Raw genomic sequence first — 17,060 nt, 5'->3', positions numbered from 1 at the left:
GGATAACTACCCATTAAACTATATGTTCATCTTATTCAGCTTCTTGCTCTAATAAACGAATACCATTACCAGCTAAAAAGTGATCTGGCTGAATGTCAGTTGCTTTCTTAAATAAAGCGAGAGCCTTCTCGTTATTTTCTTCAAATACGTACGCAACACCTAAATTATAATACGCATCTGCATGCTCTTCATCCATTTCTAATACCTTTTCAAAATAAGGTTTCGCCTCTTGAATATGTTCTAGTCGTGCGAAGCAAAGTCCGCACTGGAATACAGCTTCTACATCGTTTTCATCTAATTCTGTTGCCCTTTGTAAAAACGGCAATGCAAGACGATCATTTCCAAGTTGTACATGTGTGATCCCTAGCATAAATGTTACATCAGCTGATTGTAATCCCGCTTGCATTGCTTGTTCAAATACAGCCTTTGCTTCTGTAAATTGCTCTTGACCGTAATATACATTTCCTAAGCCATAATAGGCAGCCGCAGATTTATCATCTAATTCTAATGCACGTTTATAAAATAAAATTGCTCGCTCACTATCACCTAATACATCTAATAAATTCGCAAAGTTAATGTATCCAAGTGCATCTTTCGGATCTTCCTCGATTGCTTCTGTGAAATTTTTAGCTGCTTCTTCCCAGTTTCCTTCTTGCATATATTGAATACCTGTTTCAAGTTTGTTTGACATGTCCTTCACCTCTACAACAAATTATAACAAAGAATGTATTTTCCAAGCGAACGAAAATTCGCTTTATGTAAAAGAAACCTCTAACCGCTAATCGGCAGAGGCTTCTCTTGTTATCCTAAATAATCTAATTTCTTACCACTACGGTATACTTCATCGATTGTAGCGCCGCCTAAACACTCATCTCCATCATAGAAAACAACTGCTTGTCCTGGTGTAATCGCACGAATTGGCTCATCACAAAGAATACGAACTGTATTTTCATCAACGATTTGAACCGTTACTTTATTGTCTGCTTGACGATAACGGAATTTCGCTGTACACGTAAATTCTTTTTCCTTCGCTTTATTACTTACCCAGCCTACATTCGTAGCAATAACTTCATCACCATATAGGAGTTCGTTATGGAATCCTTGGTCAACATATAAAATGTTTTCTTTCAAGTTTTTCCCAACAGCAAACCATGGATCACCATTACCACCAATACCAAGACCATGACGTTGTCCAATTGTATAGTACATTAAACCATCATGTTTCCCTTTCACTTCACCAGATAATGTTTGCATCACACCTGGCTGAGCTGGTAAATAGTTACTTAAGAAATCTTTAAAGTTACGCTCACCGATAAAGCAAATACCAGTACTATCTTTTTTCGCCGCTGTCGCTAAACCAGCTTCTGTCGCCATTTCGCGAATTTGCGGTTTCTTTAATTCACCTAATGGGAACATTGTTTTTGATAATTGCTCTTGGCTTAATTGATTCAAGAAATATGTTTGATCTTTATTGTCATCAACGCCGCGAAGCATTTTATATTCGCCGTCCATATATGCAACGCGTGCATAATGACCTGTCGCTACATAATCAGCACCAAGTGCAATTGCATGCTCTAAAAATGCTTTAAATTTAATTTCTTTATTACACATTACATCTGGGTTTGGTGTACGACCAGCTCGGTACTCATCTAAGAAGTACGTAAATACTTTATCCCAGTATTGTTTTTCAAAGTTTACTGCATAATACGGAATACCAATTTGGTTACACACTTCAATTACATCATTGTAATCTTCTGTCGCTGTGCAGACACCATTCTCATCTGTATCATCCCAGTTTTTCATAAAAATTCCGATTACATCATAACCTTGCTCTTTTAATAAAAGAGCTGCTACAGATGAATCGACGCCACCGGACATCCCAATGACAACGCGTGTTTCGTGAGGTAGTTTGTTCATCATGTCACCTCCCATGCTAATTTTGTGTTAATCGCTTCACGATTTTCACTGTTTCGTACGCCGCTTTTTCAATTTGCTCTTTCGTATTTCCAAGTCCGAAACTAAAGCGTACGGATGAACGTATTTGATCGGAGTCTTTTCCGAACATCGCAACTAATACATGTGATGGATCAATCGAACCAGCTGTACAAGCAGAACCACTTGATACTGCAATGCCAGCTAAGTCTAAGTTTACAAGAAACGGTTCAATGTTCATTCCTGTAAAACTTATATTCAACACATGTGGTAAGCGATATTCTAAGTTTCCGTTTACCTCGAAAGTAATGCCTTCATTTTTGAAGACAGATACCATTATATCTTTAAACTCTTCATATTGGGCATTTTTTTGCTCACGAGTTTTTTCAGCTAGTAAAATTGCATGTTGAAGTCCTACGATACTAGGTACGTTTTCCGTACCAGCGCGGCGTTTTCTTTCTTGCTCTCCGCCTGTTAATAACGGTTCAAATTTTACATTTGTGCCTGCATATAGGAAGCCTACACCTTTTGGTCCGTTAATTTTATGAGCTGAAATTGATAATAAATCAATCCCAAACTCTTTTACATCAATCCCCACTAGCCCGTAAGCTTGTACCGCATCTGTATGAAAATAAGCTTGATGCTCTTTTAGCAGCTTTCCTATTTCCGCAATTGATTGCATTGTCCCTACTTCATTGTTCCCAAACATAATGGATACAAGAATCGTTTCTTCTGTTAATGCCTTTTGTATGTCAGAAACTTGAACGCGCCCTGTTTCATCTACAGGTAAATATGTCACTTCAAATCCTTCACGTTCTAGCACTTCACATGTATGCAAAATCGCATGATGTTCAATTTGCGTTGTAATAATGTGGTTACCTTTATGACGATTCGCACGCGCTACACCTATAAGCGCTAAATTATCAGCTTCTGTACCACCGCTCGTAAATATAATTTCATTTGGACTCGCGTGAATGCTACGTGCACAAACACGTCTCGCCTCATCTACTGCATGGCGCGATTGACGTCCATAAAAATGAATACTAGACGGATTTCCAAATGTTTCTGTCATATATGGAATCATCTTTTCGACCACTTCTGGGTGAGTCGGAGATGTCGCAGCATGATCTAAGTAAATGCGTTCCATTAAATCTCCTTCTTTCCAAATCGTTTCACAAGGAATTAAATGTAAAACATATAGCCCCCATGATTTTCTTCCTCATAACGTACTAAATCTTCTAAAGTTGTACTATCTAATACTTCTTGCACCGCATCACGAACACGCATCCATAATTGGCGTTGTGCTGGTTCTTCTTCCTCTATCATTTCTACCACACTAATTGGACCCTCTAGTACACGAATTACATCCCCAGCTGTAATGTTAGCCGGCTGATCAGATAATACATATCCGCCATATGCCCCGCGCGTACTCTTTACAAGACGAGCGTTACGAAGTGGTGAAATTAATTGCTCTAAGTAATGTTCTGATAAGTCATGTGCCTGTGCGATTGATTTTAACGAAATCGGTCCTTCACCAAACTTTTTTGCAAGATCGATCATAATTGTTAAGCCGTAGCGGCCTTTTGTTGAAATCTTCATCTATTTTGCACCTCTTTTCAAATTTTCACTTCTATTGGTTATATCTTATTTATCCCGCTATTTGCGGGCAGTAAAACTCCCACCTCAAAATTTGGCTGGTGCAAAGAAGTTAGGTGGGAGATAAACTGCCCGTAAACGCCCGATTGGTTCAACTAATAATCAGTGGGGGATGAACAAAATCCCCACTGATTAAAGTTTCACTTTATAAAAGAACACAATTTAAAATTCTATGAAATTATAGCATAATATAGTATTATAAGAAATTTCAACTTGTGTATCAAAATGATAACATAAAATCACATTGAAAAACTCGGGAATTATTACAATTGATAGAAAAATGAAAATATTAATATTCATTTTTCCCACAAAACAACATCTTATTTCAAATTCCATTAAAAAAAATGATACGATAGAGTGAGATTATACATTAAGGGAGAAGGTCAAAATGAAACAACCACTCGCACATCGAATGCGCCCTACGAATATTCAAGAAATTATCGGACAACAGCATTTAGTTGGTGAAGGAAAGATTTTATGGCGAATGGTCCAAGCAAATCACTTTCAATCGATGATTTTATACGGTCCTCCAGGCACAGGAAAAACATCGATTGCTAGCGCAATTGCAGGAAGTACTGGAACCCCGTTTCGCCTTTTAAACGCTGTTACTCATAATAAAAAAGATATGGAAGTTGTCGTACAAGAAGCAAAAATGCATCGACACCTCGTTTTAATTTTAGATGAAGTGCACAGGCTAGATAAGGCGAAACAAGACTTTCTATTACCTCATTTAGAAAGCGGACTGCTTACTTTAATTGGTGCAACGACAAGTAATCCATTCCATGCGATAAACTCTGCTATTCGAAGTCGTTGTCAAATCTTCGAATTACATGCCTTAACAGAAGATGATATTTTAATTGGTTTAAAACGAGCTCTTGAAGATAAAGAAAAAGGGCTTGGGGAATATAATGTAACTGTTACGGATGAAGCATTACATCACTTTGCAAATGCGTCAGGCGGAGATATGCGTTCCGCTTATAACGCGCTTGAATTAGCTGTTTTGTCTAGCTTTACAACTGACGACAAAGCCGCGGAAATCACGCTAGAAATCGCTGAAGAGTGCTTACAAAAAAAGAGCTTCGTTCACGACAAAGGCGGGGATGCACATTATGACGTATTATCAGCATTTCAAAAATCAGTGCGCGGAAGTGATGTAAATGCAGCGCTTCATTATTTAGCACGCCTTATTGAAGCTGGTGATTTACAAAGCATCGGTAGACGCCTTCTTATTATGGCATATGAAGATATCGGACTTGCTAGCCCGCAGGCTGGACCACGTACACTAGCCGCAATTGAATCTGCTGAACGAGTTGGTTTTCCAGAAGCACGCATACCACTTGCAAATGCCGTTATCGAGCTTTGCTTATCACCAAAATCAAATTCAGCTTATAAAGCGCTTGATGCTGCATTACACGATTTGCGTAACGGTCAAACAGGTGACATTCCAAGTCATTTAAAAGATAGTCATTATAAAGGCGCAGAATCATTAGGTAGAGGTATCGGATACTTGTATCCACACGATCAACCAAACGGCTGGGTACAACAACAGTACTTACCTGATAAAATAAAAAACAAGCAATATTATAAACCGAAAACGACAGGAAAATTTGAACAAGCGCTTTCTACCGTGTATGAAAGATTACAAAGTTCGAATAAAACGAAAAATAAAGGGTAACCTAAGCGAAAACGTCACCATTATGGAGGCTTCGCTTATGAAAACACGTCAAGATGCATGGACAAAAGAAGACGATCTCCTTTTAGCAGAAACTGTTTTACGACATATCCGCAGCGGAAGTACACAAATAAAAGCATTCGATGAAGTTGGCGATACATTGAACCGAACTTCCGCAGCTTGCGGCTTTAGATGGAATGCTGAAGTACGAGCGAATTACGAAGATGCGGTGCAGATTGCAAAAAAACAACGTAAAGAATTAAAACGTTCTGAAGCTAAAATAGAAAAAGAGCAATTTACACAAACTCGGCAGCTCGTAATCGATGCTGAGTTTTCAGAAGATATTACGCCAAGTAAACAGGAACTTACAATGCAAAACGTCATCTCGTTTTTGCAAAACTTGGAGCACAATAACCCTTCGCTCGCAAGGTTACAAACTGAAAATGACGTATTACAAACTCAGCTTACTTCCCTACAAAAAACGAATAATGAACTTGAAGCAAAATTAGCGGTGCTCACAAAAAAACAACAAGCAATCGAAGAAGATTATGCAATGCTTGTTAGAATTATGGATCGCGCTCGAAAACTTGTTTCGGTCGAAGAACAAGACGAACAGATTGCCCCCATTTTCAAAACAGATCAAAACGGGAATTTAGATATTATATATTCAGCAGAAAGCTAAAAACAGGGATGTCACTTTTTCGCCTAAGTGACATCCCTGTTTTTTAATTCTGCGAATAATGCATAGGTAAATGAAATTATATTAACGATTTTTCAAATATATCTATCACAACTCAAAATATATCAACGATTTTCCGAATATATCTATCACAACTCGAAATATATCAACGATTTTCCGAATATATCTATCACAACTCGAAATATATCAACGATTCGACAAGGAATATCGATTTACCAATAAAAATTGCCATTAACAATATTTCTTTAAAACATACAAAAAGCATATACCCCAGGCGGATATATGCTTTCTTTTTTATTCTTGCCCTACACGCTTCACTTCTACGTTTTTAATACGTTCACGTACAACGTGACTCGCCATAATTAAACCAGCCACAGATGGTACGAATGCATTTGATGAAGGTGGTAATTTCGCTTTACGAATTTTTGCATTTTCGTCTGGTACGATTTCTTTACGTACTTCCTCACGAATTACGATTGGGTTTTCGTCAGAGAAGACAACTTTTACACCTTTTTTAATACCCTCTTTACGAAGCTTCGTACGAATTACTTTCGCAATTGGATCTGTATGTGTTTTAGAGATGTCCGCAATACGGAAACGAGTTGGGTCCATTTTATTTGCTGCACCCATACATGAGATAATTTTAATTTTACGACGTAAACATTGTTTAATTAAATGAATTTTGAACGTAATCGTATCAGATGCATCCACTACGAAATCCAAGCCGTGTTTAAAGAACTCTTCATATGTTTCATCTGTATAAAACATCTCTAATCCAATTACTTCACACTCTGGATTAATGTCTGCAATACGCTCTTTCATTAATTCTACTTTTGAACGTCCTACAGTAGATACTAACGCGTGAATTTGACGGTTTACGTTTGTAATATCTACAACGTCTTTATCAACTAATACAAGACGCCCCACACCAGAACGCGCTAACGCTTCTGCCGAAAACGACCCTACGCCGCCAATACCTAAAATACCGACTGTACTATTTTTTAATATTTCAAGGCCTTCTTTTCCAAAGGCTAATTCATTACGTGAAAATTGATGTAACATTCAGCTCTACACTCCTATTACAAAAATGGTCTACCATGTATTCTAGCGTTTTTCCGACTATTTGTATAGAAAAAGTTATAGAATTCCTAAAAATACATATTTCAAAATAAAAACATAGTGTACACCGGACTTTTTTAACTTCCTCTCAAAAAAAGTCTAGACGGCTATAGTATAACCATCTAGACTTTATTCTTACTTCTCTTCTTTTACGTTCAACTTCAACTTCAAGTTCAGTTCTTCAAGCTGTGCTTCTGCAACTGGGCTTGGAGCTTCTGTTAATAAGCAGCTTGCGCTTGCTGTTTTCGGGAATGCAATTGTATCACGAAGGTTCGTACGACCTGCAAGTAACATAACAAGACGGTCTAAACCTAATGCGATACCGCCGTGTGGTGGTGTTCCGTATTCGAATGCTTCTAATAAGAATCCGAATTGCTCTTGTGCTTCTTCTTGTGAGAATCCAAGTGCTTCGAACATTTTTTCTTGTACGTCACGCTCGTAAATACGAAGTGATCCACCACCAAGCTCATAACCGTTTAATACAAGGTCATATGCTTGCGCACGTGCTTTTTCTGGTGCTGTTTCTAATAGTTCAACATCTTCACGGAATGGCATTGTGAATGGATGGTGAGCTGCGAAGTAACGATCTGCATCTTCATCGTACTCAAGAAGTGGCCAATCAGTTACCCATAGGAAGTTAAATTTACTTTCGTCAATTAACTCAAGTTCTTTACCTAGACGTAAACGAAGTGCACCTAAGCTGTCTGCAACAACGCTCTTCTTATCTGCTACGAATAGTAATAAGTCGCCAGCAGTAGCTTCTAATGTAGTCATTAACACGTTTGCATCTTCTTCACCGAAGAATTTCGCAATCGGTCCTTTTAGGCCGTCTTCTTCAACTTTAAGCCAAGCTAGACCTTTTGCACCGTATACTTTTACGAATTCAGTTAATGCATCGATGTCTTTACGAGAGTATTTGCTCGCAGCACCTTTTGCATTAATTGCTTTTACTTGTCCGCCGCTTTCTACAGCACTTGTAAATACTTTAAAACCACAACCTACTGCAAATTCAGATAGGTCTGTTAGTTCCATTTCAAAGCGTGTATCTGGCTTATCAGAACCGTAGCGAGCCATCGCATCAGCATATTTCATACGAGGGAATGGTGCACTAACTTCTACACCTTTCGCATCCTTCATAACTTTCGTCATCATGCGCTCCATCATTTCTAAAATTTCATCTTGCGTTAAGAATGATGCCTCAATATCGATTTGCGTGAATTCTGGTTGACGATCCGCGCGTAAATCTTCGTCACGGAAACAACGTGCTACTTGATAGTAACGCTCAAATCCGCCGACCATAAGAAGCTGTTTAAATAGCTGCGGAGACTGTGGTAATGCATAGAATTCACCATCATGCACACGACTTGGTACTAAATAGTCACGAGCTCCTTCTGGCGTGCTCTTCGTTAAAATTGGTGTTTCAACTTCTAAGAAATCTTCTGTATCTAAGAAGTTACGAATTGTTTTTGTTACGTCGTGACGCATTTTGAATGTGTTGAACATTACAGGACGACGTAAGTCTAAGTAACGATATTTTAAACGTACATCTTCTGATGCATCTGTATCATCAGCAATAATGATTGGTGTTGTTTTCGCTGCGTTTAATACGTTTACTTTCGTTGCTTGTACTTCAATACGGCCAGTTGCCATATTGTCATTAATTGCACCTTCCCCACGCTCAACAACTGTACCTTCTATGTGTAATACGTATTCGCTACGAATTGTCTCTGCTACTTCTAGTGCTTCTTTTGATGTTTCTGGGTTAAATACAACTTGTACGATACCTGTACGGTCACGTAAATCAATAAAGATTAATCCACCTAAGTCACGGCGTTTTTGTACCCAACCTTTTAATTGAACTGTTTGTCCAACTGCTTCTACTGTTACTTTTCCACATGCATGTGTTCTTTCAGCCACTGTAAGTTCCCCCTATATTAATTTCTCTGCTACGTATGAAGCAAATACATCTAATGCTACTTCTTCTTGTCCACCTGTTGCCATATCTTTTAAGTTAATGACACCTTTGTCTAGCTCATCTTCCCCTAATACAGCTACAAATTTCGCATTTAAACGATCTGCTGATTTAAATTGTGCTTTCATTTTGCGATCTAAATAATCTTTTTCAACTGATAAGCCAGCTTTACGAAGATCGAACGCAACTTTCGCAGCATGGTCTTTCGCTTTTTCACCAAGAGCTACAACGTAACAATCAATACTATGTTCAATTGGTAACTCAATGTTTTCAGCTTTTAGCGCCATAATTAGACGTTCAATACTCATCGCAAAACCGATACCTGGCATTTCCGGTCCACCGATTTCTTGTACAAGTCCGTTATAACGGCCACCACCACTTAATGTAGTGATAGCACCGAAACCTTCTGCCTCACTCATAATTTCAAATACAGTGTGTTGATAGTAGTCTAAACCACGTACTAAGTTCGGATCTTTTTCAAATGGAACATCCATCATCGTTAATAGTTCTTGTACTTTGTCGTAGTATACTGCTGAATCTTCATTTAAGTATTCTGTAATAGATGGTGCTGTTCCCATTAATTCATGGTTACGGTCCTTCTTACAGTCTAAAATACGAAGAGGATTCTTTTCTAAGCGAGATTGACAGTCAGAACAGAACTCGCCGATGCGTGGCTCGAAATGAGCGATTAATGCATCGCGGTGCGCTTGACGGCTCGCTGCATCACCTAAGCTGTTTAATACAACTTTAATATTTTTTAAGCCCATGCCGCGGTAAAACTCTACAGCAAGTGCAATTACTTCTGCATCAATTGCAGGGTCGTTACTTCCGATTGCTTCAATACCGAATTGTACGAATTGACGATAGCGACCTGCTTGTGGTCTTTCATAACGGAACATTTGACCGATATAGTATAATTTTGTCGGCTGTGTTGCGTCACCGAACATTTTGTTTTCAACGTAAGAACGTACAACAGGTGCAGTACCTTCTGGACGTAGTGTTAAACTACGCTCTCCACGGTCTTGGAATGAGTACATTTCTTTTTGTACGATATCTGTCGTATCACCAACACCGCGTAAAAATAGCTCAGTGTGTTCAAAAATTGGTGTGCGAATTTCTTTATAATTGTAACGACGGCAAATTTCGCGCGCTTGCCCTTCGATATACTGCCATAACTCAACGCTACCTGGAAGAATATCTTGCGTTCCGCGTGGGATTTGAATAGACATATTCAGTTCCTCCTCAAATTGTTTTAATCTTAATAAAAATAAAAAAACTCCCGCCTCTACTGTTTGAACAGTAGGGACGAGAGTATTATACCCGTGGTGCCACCCTAATTGAAGCACGTATGCTTCCACTTTTTTAATAACGCTTAAATGTGCGTTCATCTCTACTAAGCGTACAAGCCTTTCAAGTTGAAACCTACAGAGTGTCATTCAATCAGCCATCATGTAGAAATGTTTTCAGCCTAGGACATTTCTTCTCTTTCCATGTGTATCTCATTTACTCTTCTCTATCAACGGTTATATTCATATGTAAATATAAAATTACTATACGTTTGTTAAGTAGGATTGTCAAGTACTCTAAGAGCGCTCAATTTGCTTCTTTAGACGCTTTACATCTTGAAGAGAAATGCCAAACTCAGAAGCAAGCTCCATTGAAGTATTGTTTTGTTCTTTTGAAATAAAATCATGTAAATTTACGTTAAACAGTTGATTTGCACCATTTGTAACAGAGTGCCCTTTTTCATTCATACGCATACGTATATCCCTCACATTCAATATGGATGTTTTACTTTTTATTGTTCCATATTGATGAGATAGTTATACGTATAAACACATAACGTTATTCCATACCGCTCTTATATAAGTAATTAGCCCTTTGAATCATAAAGAATGCTACAACCATGTACGTCCCATTCTGTATGTGGCGCTCCAAGTAGCGCTCATATCACAGCAACAATAATCGGAAGTGTAATAGTGTTTCTCCTATTCGAAACCCCCAGTATCCAACAATTCCAAGAACACATAACTCTAGCATGAAACGTAAAGCTATATTGAATTCTTGAAGCATGCTACACCTTATTTTCCTTTTATCCCCTTCATAATCATCCTATGTTAAATGAACAAAACATACAATAATGTATAAAAAAGAGAGGGTCATATAACCCTCTCTTCTTTAACAACACTATTTACTTTCCACAATTAAGGTCACCGGACCATCATTGATTAAAGAAACGTTCATCATCGCTCCGAACTGTCCTGTTTCGACACGCAATCCTTGTTTACGAACTTCCTCGTTAAAGAAATCATATAAACGCTCTGCATAGTCAGGTTTCGCAGCATCCATAAAGTTTGGACGTCTTCCCTTGCGGCAATCTCCGTATAATGTAAATTGCGAAATAGATAGAACTTGTCCTTCTACATCAAGTACAGAATGGTTCATCTTTCCGCTCTCATCTTCAAAAATACGTAAGTTTGCAATTTTTTCTGCAATATAAGTTGCATCTTTTTCTGTATCTTCATGCGTAATGCCAACTAGTAATGTTAAACCGAATGGAATTTGTCCTACAATCTCACCATCTACTGTGACAGACGCTTCCTTTGATCGTTGTAAAACAACTCTCATCTTTCTACACTCCCTATTAATGCATCATGCGTCGTACTGCATAAATTTCTGGAACACGTTTAATGCGCTCTACTACTTTTTTCAAGTGCTGTAAATTTCGAATAGAGATCGACATATTAATTGTCGCCATCTTATTACGGTCACTTCTACCAGAAACAGCTGAAATGTACGTTTTCGTCTCTGTAACAGCTTGCAGTACTTCATTTAATAAACCACGGCGATCGTAACCTGAAATTTCAATATCAACGTTATATTCAATTTCTTTTTCAGGACTACCTTCCCACTCTACTTCTAATAAACGCTCTACAGCTTCTTCTGTATGAACATTAACGCAATCACGACGGTGAATCGATACGCCTCGGCCTTTCGTAATATACCCAACGATATCATCACCTGGAACTGGGTTACAGCATTTTGATAAACGAATTAATAAATTATCCGCACCACTTACTTTAACGCCAGAATCCCATTTTCGAATTTTCATCGGTTTACGAACTTCTTTAACTTCGACGATTTCTTCTTCTTCACGTTGCTTACGGAACTTGTCCGTTAATCTCGTAACAATTTGCGAAGCTGTAATTCCACTATATCCAACTGCTGCAAACATATCTTCTTCATTTGCAAAGTTAAATTTCTCAGCGACACGTTTTAAATTATCCGGCGCTAATACTTCTTTCATCTCATACTCTAAGCCACGCACTTCTTTTTCAACAAGCTCACGGCCTTTTTCAATATTTTCATCTCTACGTTGCTTCTTAAAGAATTGGCGTATTTTATTTTTTGCATGAGATGTTTGAGCAAGCTTTACCCAATCTTGACTTGGGCCATACGAATGTTTCGATGTTAAAATTTCAATGATGTCACCAGTTTTTAATTTATAATCAAGTGTCACCATTTTCCCATTTACTTTTGCACCAATTGTTTTGTTTCCAATTTCCGAATGGACACGATACGCAAAATCAATTGGGACAGAGCCAAGAGGTAATTCCATTACATCGCCTTTCGGTGTAAAGACAAATACCATATCAGAGAATAAATCAATTTTTAATGACTCCATAAACTCTTCTGCATTAGAAGCTTCATTTTGCCATTCTAATATTTGACGGAACCATGTTAGTTTCTTCTCTAATGTACCCGTTGTTTCTGCTGTTTTTCCTTCTTTGTACGCCCAGTGTGCCGCGATCCCGAATTCTGCAATTTCGTGCATTTCTTTCGTACGAATTTGCACTTCTAGCGGGTCACCTTTCGGCCCAATTACAGTCGTATGAAGAGATTGATATAGATTTGCTTTTGGCATTGCAATATAATCTTTAAAACGACCTGGCATTGGCTTCCAGCACGTATGGATAATCCCAAGTACTGCATAACAATCTTTAATGCTATTTACAACGACACGTACAGCTAATAAATCGTAAATTTCATTAAACTGTTTGTTTTGCAGTGCCATCTTACGATAAATACTGTAAATATGCTTTGGTCTTCCAGAAATCTCAGGTTGAATTGCAACTTCTTTTAATTTCTCACGAATGCCAGTCATTACTTCATCTAAATATTCTTCACGCTCTGCACGCTTACGCTTCATTAAATTCACAATACGATAATATTGCTGTGGGTTTAAATAGCGAAGTGACGTATCCTCTAGCTCCCATTTAATAGTACTAATTCCGAGTCTATGTGCTAAAGGTGCAAAGATTTCTAACGTTTCATTTGCAATGCGTCGCTGCTTCTCTTGAGGTAAATGTTTCAATGTACGCATGTTATGAAGACGATCAGCTAGTTTAATTAAAATAACTCGAATATCTTGAGCCATTGCGATAAACATTTTGCGATGGTTTTCTGCTTGTTGTTGCTCATGAGATTTATATTTAATCTTTCCAAGCTTTGTAACACCATCGACAAGCATAGCAATTTCTTTGTTAAATTCCCGTTCAATATCTTCTAATGTAATTTCCGTATCTTCCACTACATCATGCAAGAAACCTGCCGATACCGTAGCCGGATCCATGTGTAAATCAACTAAAATACCTGCAACTTGAATTGGGTGAATAATATATGGTTCACCCGATTTTCTATATTGTTCGCTATGTGCATCGCGCGCATATTCATAGGCACGTGCCACTAGCTCAATATCTTCATCCGCTAAATATTGACTTGCTTTCTCGAGTACCTGTTCAGCTGTTAGTACTTGCTCATTTGCCATCGAATCACCTTTTATTGAAAATTGACTTTATCTTTATTAAGTAGAATAAATTATATTCTATCATTATAACCCAATGATTGTGAATTGTGAAAAGGAAAAGATTTTACTGACATTTCACCATATTTTTTTGTTCAATTATACAAAAGTACCCGCTCCTCTCCAAGAGATTCACGGGTACTTTTTATCACCGTAGTTTTACCTATATAGTGATTAGTATTTTTCTAATACTAATACATCGTAACCATCTAACATTTTACGACCATCTAAGTAAGTAAGCTCTACTAAGAATGCAATTCCTGCTACAACTCCGCCAAGTTCTTCAACTAGCTTAATTGTCGCTTCAATCGTTCCACCTGTAGCTAATAGATCATCTGTAATTAATACGCGTTGACCTGGCTTAATTGCATCTTTATGGATTGTTAAAACATCTTTACCATATTCTTTACCGTAGTCAACCGTAATTACTTCACGTGGTAATTTTCCTAATTTACGAACTGGTGCAAAACCTACTTCTAATGCATAAGAAACCGGGCAACCGATAATAAAACCACGTGCTTCTGGTCCTACTACAACGTCAATATCTCTCTTTTTTGCATACTCAACGATTGCATCTGTTGCTGCTTTGTATGCTTTACCGTCGTTCATTAAAGGTGTAATGTCTTTAAACACGATACCTTCTTTTGGATAATCCGGTACAATTGCGATATGTTGCTTGAAATCCATATTTCTGAATCCTCCTCAGATATAAAAGGTTTGTAAATACAAATCCTTTACCCTAACTGTTCTACTTATTTATGATTACGAATCGTTTCAAACCATGTATATAGTTGCTGATATGTGCTATAAACCAATTCTTTTTCTAATTGTAAGTGGTTCATTTTCTCACGATATGTGTTCGATTCAATTAAATCACGCTTTTGTTTTTGTTCGGCCATAAAAATGACACCGTCTTTTATTGTAACAAATTCTAACTCAAAAAACACCTGTGTCATGAAATTTACTGTATCTTTCGACCAACCTTTATGACGACATAGTTGTTCCCCATATTGCCTTAAAGAAAATGGTGCTTTTTGGTTCAAGAAAGAATAGTACCATTTAAAGTGTTCTCTCGTTGGGACTGTACTAAATAAATGATTATTCTCTTGATAAAAGAGCGTGTACATTCGAGATGGGAATCCTACTTTAAATACATCACGTAACTCATCTGTTCCTTTCGGCAAATCGAGTAACACAATGTATTGATTATCTAAATGCGTTACATCTGATGCATGCATGATATGCTCTTTATATTCTTCTAAAGAAAATTTATTCAATACCTCTTCAGAAAAATACACCATCGTTATTTTATCTTTCGGAAGTTCTGCTAAATTCGCTTCTACATTGCGCATACTACGCCAATCAAATAATTGCCATGCCTCTACAGCAATATCTTGTACCATTAATTGTGGCTTTTTAAAATTATTCCATTCATTAATGGAGGCTTCTCCTATTACAGATACCTTTGCAACTGGAGAAATCTCTTTTGCATACGCACCAAATCCGAATCCAATTGTGTCTAACGTTGCTTGTCCATCACGAAGAGCCATTTTCAAATGAGAACCGTCTGATCCGATTGCACGAATACTTTCTAACTCAGCATCTTTCACTGCAATACGCGGTTTCGGGTTTCCAACACCAAATGGCGCTAACTTTTGCATATCTTCAATTGCTGCAAGTGTTACATCTTCCACTTTACAAAATACATCCACCGCTGTAATTGGAATAAAATCTTCTTCTGTTAAAATTGCATCCGCTTGCTCATTTAAGCGGCGGCGTAATTCATCTACATCATTCATATGTAGCGTCATCCCTGCTGCCATTGGGTGTCCCCCGAAGTGTGGTAATAACTCTCTACAATCGGACAAATTCGCAAATAAATCAAATCCTGCAATACTACGTGCTGAACCCTTTGCTGTTTCTTTTACAGGATCAATACTTAATACAATTGTCGGTCGATAAAAACGTTCAACTAATTTAGAAGCGACAATTCCAATTACACCTGGATTCCAACCTTCTTTTGCAAGCACTAACACTTTGTTTTCTTCTGGTGGGAATTTATTTTCAACTTCAGCAATAGCTTCTTCTGTAATTTGTTTTACAATATCTTTTCGTAGTTTGTTCAGCTCATCAATTTCTTCAGCCAGCTCTTTCGCTTCCTCTGGGTCATCTGATAATAAAAGGTGTACAGCAGGTGTTGCATCTTCCAAACGCCCAACTGCATTAATACGAGGTGCAAGCGAGAAGCCAATGCTCTCTTCAGTAATTTCACTTTGCGAAACGTTAGCAACTTTAAACAATGCCTTTAAACCAATACTTCTCGTCATGCGCATATGCTTTAAACCAAGCTTCACAAGTAATCTATTTTCACCATGAAGTGATACTAAATCAGCTACTGTACCGATTACTGCTATTTCTAATAAATGCTCTGGCACGCGGCCCAGTAGTGCATGCGCAACTTTAAAAGCAACACCTACACCAGCTAAATAGTGAAATGGATACACACCGCCATCTAGTTTCGGATGAATAATCGCAAGTGCTTCTGGTAATTCTGGCGGCGGCTCGTGGTGATCTGTAATTATAAGATCTATGCCAAGTTCCTTCGCTACCTTCGCTTCATGTACCGCTGCGATACCAGTATCGACAGTAATAATTAATGAGAACCCCGCACTGTGCGCCCAGCGAAACGCTTCTTCGTTTGGTCCATAGCCTTCTGTAAAACGGTTTGGAATATAAAATTCTACATCTGCACCTAACTCTTGCAGAGCAAGATATAAAACCGTCGTACTACTTACTCCATCCGCATCATAGTCACCAAATATTAATATTTGCTCTCCATTTTGAATCGCCTTATTCACACGTTCTACTATTCTGTCCATTCCTTCTAATAAAAATGGATCGTGAAATTCTTGATTTTCTGTATTTAAAAAATCTAAAATCTTATCTTCTGTATCTAGTCCTCTACCGAGGAATAACGAAACGACAAGTGGCGATAATTGCAATTTGCTTGCTAATTCACTTACTCGCTCTTCATTATATTCTTTTTCTTTCCAACGCGTCTTCGGTTGTAACACGAAATCACCCCTTAACCTGTTTATTATACAAGACAGATTAAGGGGTGACAATATAATGCAAACTACGATGC

At 37.9% G+C, this 17,060-nt stretch carries 14 protein-coding genes, 1 pseudogene and 1 other annotated feature; of the genes and pseudogenes, 2 read left to right on the top strand and 13 right to left on the bottom strand.

Annotated elements, in window-relative coordinates:
- Positions 1-31 precede the first annotated feature (31 nt).
- The 4 genes from MR065_RS19650 to cymR all read right to left on the bottom strand — a co-directional run bounded on the left by MR065_RS19650 (position 32) and on the right by cymR (position 3,531).
- The gene (locus tag MR065_RS19650) at positions 32-691 is read right to left on the bottom strand and encodes a tetratricopeptide repeat protein (protein WP_097905204.1); all 660 of its coding nucleotides are present in this window, start codon (positions 689-691) and stop codon (positions 32-34) included.
- A gap of 110 nt (positions 692-801) precedes the next feature.
- The gene (mnmA, locus tag MR065_RS19645; RefSeq protein ID WP_098989944.1) at positions 802-1,917 is read right to left on the bottom strand and encodes a tRNA 2-thiouridine(34) synthase MnmA; all 1,116 of its coding nucleotides are present in this window, start codon (positions 1,915-1,917) and stop codon (positions 802-804) included.
- 16 nt (positions 1,918-1,933) lie between these two features.
- Positions 1,934-3,079, bottom strand: a complete 1,146-nt coding sequence (locus MR065_RS19640) for a cysteine desulfurase family protein (RefSeq protein WP_242214816.1) — start codon at positions 3,077-3,079, stop codon at positions 1,934-1,936.
- Between the two features lie 35 nt (positions 3,080-3,114).
- A complete protein-coding gene (gene cymR / locus MR065_RS19635) occupies positions 3,115-3,531 on the bottom strand; it encodes a cysteine metabolism transcriptional regulator CymR (protein ID WP_000704116.1) in 417 nt (138 codons plus the stop codon).
- A 445-nt stretch (positions 3,532-3,976) separates the two neighbouring features.
- Here cymR and MR065_RS19630 point away from each other — a divergent pair, with 445 nt between their 5' ends.
- Together MR065_RS19630 and MR065_RS19625 are read left to right on the top strand one after the other, a co-directional pair.
- Positions 3,977-5,263 (top strand): replication-associated recombination protein A, encoded by a 1,287-nt coding sequence (locus MR065_RS19630; protein ID WP_098268193.1) that lies wholly within the window; start codon positions 3,977-3,979, stop codon positions 5,261-5,263.
- Positions 5,264-5,300: 37 nt separating this feature from the next.
- The gene (locus MR065_RS19625; RefSeq protein WP_242214815.1) at positions 5,301-5,942 is read left to right on the top strand and encodes an RsfA family transcriptional regulator; all 642 of its coding nucleotides are present in this window, start codon (positions 5,301-5,303) and stop codon (positions 5,940-5,942) included.
- A 312-nt stretch (positions 5,943-6,254) separates the two neighbouring features.
- Here MR065_RS19625 and MR065_RS19620 read toward each other — a convergent pair whose 3' ends face one another.
- From MR065_RS19620 to recJ, 9 genes and pseudogenes are all read right to left on the bottom strand, one after another.
- Entirely contained in the window at positions 6,255-7,022 is a 768-nt protein-coding gene (locus MR065_RS19620; protein WP_000903182.1) for a tRNA threonylcarbamoyladenosine dehydratase, read from the bottom strand.
- A 192-nt stretch (positions 7,023-7,214) separates the two neighbouring features.
- Complete coding sequence (gene aspS / locus MR065_RS19615; RefSeq protein ID WP_242214814.1) at positions 7,215-8,996, bottom strand: aspartate--tRNA ligase; 1,782 nt, start codon at positions 8,994-8,996, stop codon at positions 7,215-7,217.
- 12 nt (positions 8,997-9,008) lie between these two features.
- Complete coding sequence (hisS, locus tag MR065_RS19610; protein WP_098268216.1) at positions 9,009-10,280, bottom strand: histidine--tRNA ligase; 1,272 nt, start codon at positions 10,278-10,280, stop codon at positions 9,009-9,011.
- A 69-nt stretch (positions 10,281-10,349) separates the two neighbouring features.
- Positions 10,350-10,580: a binding site (T-box leader), on the bottom strand.
- Between the two features lie 54 nt (positions 10,581-10,634).
- Positions 10,635-10,811: a hypothetical protein gene (locus MR065_RS19605; protein ID WP_002015300.1), complete on the bottom strand. Its 177-nt coding sequence runs from the start codon at positions 10,809-10,811 to the stop codon at positions 10,635-10,637.
- A 188-nt stretch (positions 10,812-10,999) separates the two neighbouring features.
- Positions 11,000-11,124 (bottom strand): annotated as a pseudogene (locus MR065_RS19600) (DUF2568 domain-containing protein); the annotation flags it as partial.
- Positions 11,125-11,238: 114 nt separating this feature from the next.
- Entirely contained in the window at positions 11,239-11,679 is a 441-nt protein-coding gene (locus MR065_RS19595; RefSeq protein ID WP_242214813.1) for a D-tyrosyl-tRNA(Tyr) deacylase, read from the bottom strand.
- 16 nt (positions 11,680-11,695) lie between these two features.
- Positions 11,696-13,879 carry a GTP diphosphokinase gene (relA, locus tag MR065_RS19590; RefSeq protein WP_001262795.1) on the bottom strand — a complete coding sequence of 728 codons (2,184 nt, stop codon included), beginning with the start codon at positions 13,877-13,879 and terminating at the stop codon, positions 11,696-11,698.
- A 210-nt stretch (positions 13,880-14,089) separates the two neighbouring features.
- Positions 14,090-14,602: an adenine phosphoribosyltransferase gene (locus MR065_RS19585; RefSeq protein WP_000346221.1), complete on the bottom strand. Its 513-nt coding sequence runs from the start codon at positions 14,600-14,602 to the stop codon at positions 14,090-14,092.
- A 65-nt stretch (positions 14,603-14,667) separates the two neighbouring features.
- A complete protein-coding gene (gene recJ, locus MR065_RS19580) occupies positions 14,668-16,989 on the bottom strand; it encodes a single-stranded-DNA-specific exonuclease RecJ (RefSeq protein WP_242214812.1) in 2,322 nt (773 codons plus the stop codon).
- Positions 16,990-17,060 lie beyond the last annotated feature (71 nt).

This window comes from Bacillus cereus group sp. BfR-BA-01383 (assembly GCF_022663495.1).
Lineage (GTDB): Bacteria > Bacillota > Bacilli > Bacillales > Bacillaceae_G > Bacillus_A > Bacillus_A cereus_AU.
Note: the sequence above shows the minus strand (reverse complement) of the source record. Positions and strands in the feature narration are given on the sequence as shown.

What these genes read in the sequence shown, in the direction of transcription:
- MR065_RS19650 (WP_097905204.1), bottom strand. Translation starts at nt 691, where the DNA reads ATGTCAAACAAACTTGAAACAGGTATTCAATATATGCAAGAAGGAAAC.
- mnmA (WP_098989944.1), bottom strand. Translation starts at nt 1,917, where the DNA reads ATGAACAAACTACCTCACGAAACACGCGTTGTCATTGGGATGTCCGGT.
- MR065_RS19640 (WP_242214816.1), bottom strand. Translation starts at nt 3,079, where the DNA reads ATGGAACGCATTTACTTAGATCATGCTGCGACATCTCCGACTCACCCA.
- cymR (WP_000704116.1), bottom strand. Translation starts at nt 3,531, where the DNA reads ATGAAGATTTCAACAAAAGGCCGCTACGGCTTAACAATTATGATCGAT.
- MR065_RS19630 (WP_098268193.1), top strand. Translation starts at nt 3,977, where the DNA reads ATGAAACAACCACTCGCACATCGAATGCGCCCTACGAATATTCAAGAA.
- MR065_RS19625 (WP_242214815.1), top strand. Translation starts at nt 5,301, where the DNA reads ATGAAAACACGTCAAGATGCATGGACAAAAGAAGACGATCTCCTTTTA.
- MR065_RS19620 (WP_000903182.1), bottom strand. Translation starts at nt 7,022, where the DNA reads ATGTTACATCAATTTTCACGTAATGAATTAGCCTTTGGAAAAGAAGGC.
- hisS (WP_098268216.1), bottom strand. Translation starts at nt 10,280, where the DNA reads ATGTCTATTCAAATCCCACGCGGAACGCAAGATATTCTTCCAGGTAGC.
- MR065_RS19605 (WP_002015300.1), bottom strand. Translation starts at nt 10,811, where the DNA reads ATGCGTATGAATGAAAAAGGGCACTCTGTTACAAATGGTGCAAATCAA.
- MR065_RS19595 (WP_242214813.1), bottom strand. Translation starts at nt 11,679, where the DNA reads ATGAGAGTTGTTTTACAACGATCAAAGGAAGCGTCTGTCACAGTAGAT.
- relA (WP_001262795.1), bottom strand. Translation starts at nt 13,879, where the DNA reads ATGGCAAATGAGCAAGTACTAACAGCTGAACAGGTACTCGAGAAAGCA.
- MR065_RS19585 (WP_000346221.1), bottom strand. Translation starts at nt 14,602, where the DNA reads ATGGATTTCAAGCAACATATCGCAATTGTACCGGATTATCCAAAAGAA.